The organism is Phycicoccus elongatus Lp2 (genome assembly GCF_000367525.1).
Taxonomy (GTDB): domain Bacteria; phylum Actinomycetota; class Actinomycetes; order Actinomycetales; family Dermatophilaceae; genus Phycicoccus_A; species Phycicoccus_A elongatus.
Genome location: NZ_HF570956.1, coordinates 3,062,854 through 3,063,928, shown reverse-complemented (window position 1 = coordinate 3,063,928; position 1,075 = coordinate 3,062,854). Strand labels below are relative to the sequence as shown.

The window sequence follows — 1,075 nt, the reverse complement described above, 5'->3', positions numbered from 1 at the left end:
CGACGTCGGCGGCTCGGCGATCCTCCGCGGCGGTGTTGGCCGTGCGAGAGGCTCGGTCGAGGTCCTGCCGGCGAGTGGCGCCGATCGCCTCGAGCGCCGCCGCACGATCCGCAAGTTGCTGAGGGCCACTGACCTCGAGATACGCGCCCAGCGAGTCCAGGCCGCCTTGCGACTGATACATCTGCGCGGCATACGCACGGACGACCTTCGCGCTGGTTGCCGCCTCAGCGGCCGACCCGGACGCCCGGCGCTCGCTTTCCGCCGCCTTCGCGGTGGCGTCCTCGAGAGCGAGCCGGGCCGAGTTGTAGGCCTCGGCCGCCACTGCGGCCGCCTTGTCGAGATCGGCCAGGCGAACGTTGGCCGCGGCATAGGCCGACTCGATGGCCGCCACGGAGGCGGCTGCCGCACCGGCCGCGGCCTTGGCTGCGTCGACCTGCTGTTGAGTGGGTGTCCCGGGATCCAGGGGCACCGCAACGGCAGGTGTCGCGAGAGCCAGGGCGAGCGCTCCCACGGCCAGCGGGCGGACGACCTTGAGGCTGGATCGGGTCGTCATGGGTTCACGCTGAGGTGGACGTGGTCATAGTGGTTCTCGGTGATGGAGCCACGGTCGGCCATCCAACGCCACTGGTCGGGACCGTTGCCCGGGAACCAGATCCGCTGCTTCCAGATGATGTATTTGATGTTGAACTGCCGTGCATTCGCCTGAGCGAAGGCGGCAACCGCATCACCCTCGGCGAAGGACTTGGTCATGACGTCGACCGCGTTACCCGCGCCGTGATCGCCCCAGTCGCCGGCCCGGTAGCCGCCGATGTTGGTGATGCCGAACCGGGTGCGGACCGCGGAGTAGATCGCATTGGCATTGGTTCCCAGGCGCGCTTGTCGGTATGCCGTGGTGCTGTATCCGCCGCCGCTGGCCGGGGTCGTGGCGACTGGCTTTGGAGCCGTGGCCGCAGGGGCTGCGGAGGTTGCCGGCGTGGTCGGGGTGGCCGGCTTGGTGACCGGCTGGGGTGCCTGGCTGGCAGCGGATGCGGCCGCCTTGGCGGCCTGGGCTGCATCGGCAGCCCGCTTGGCCGCC

The 1,075-nt window shown here is 70.3% G+C and carries 1 protein-coding gene and 1 pseudogene; both read right to left on the bottom strand.

Going from position 1 to position 1,075, the window contains the following annotated elements:
- Nucleotides 1–553 (bottom strand): hypothetical protein (locus tag BN10_RS14855; RefSeq protein ID WP_040752026.1); only part of this gene is annotated, 553 nt, incomplete at its 3' end.
- Nucleotides 550–1,075: pseudogene (locus BN10_RS17550) on the bottom strand (hypothetical protein); the annotation flags it as partial. The pseudogene BN10_RS17550 and the gene BN10_RS14855, both read right to left, overlap by 4 nt.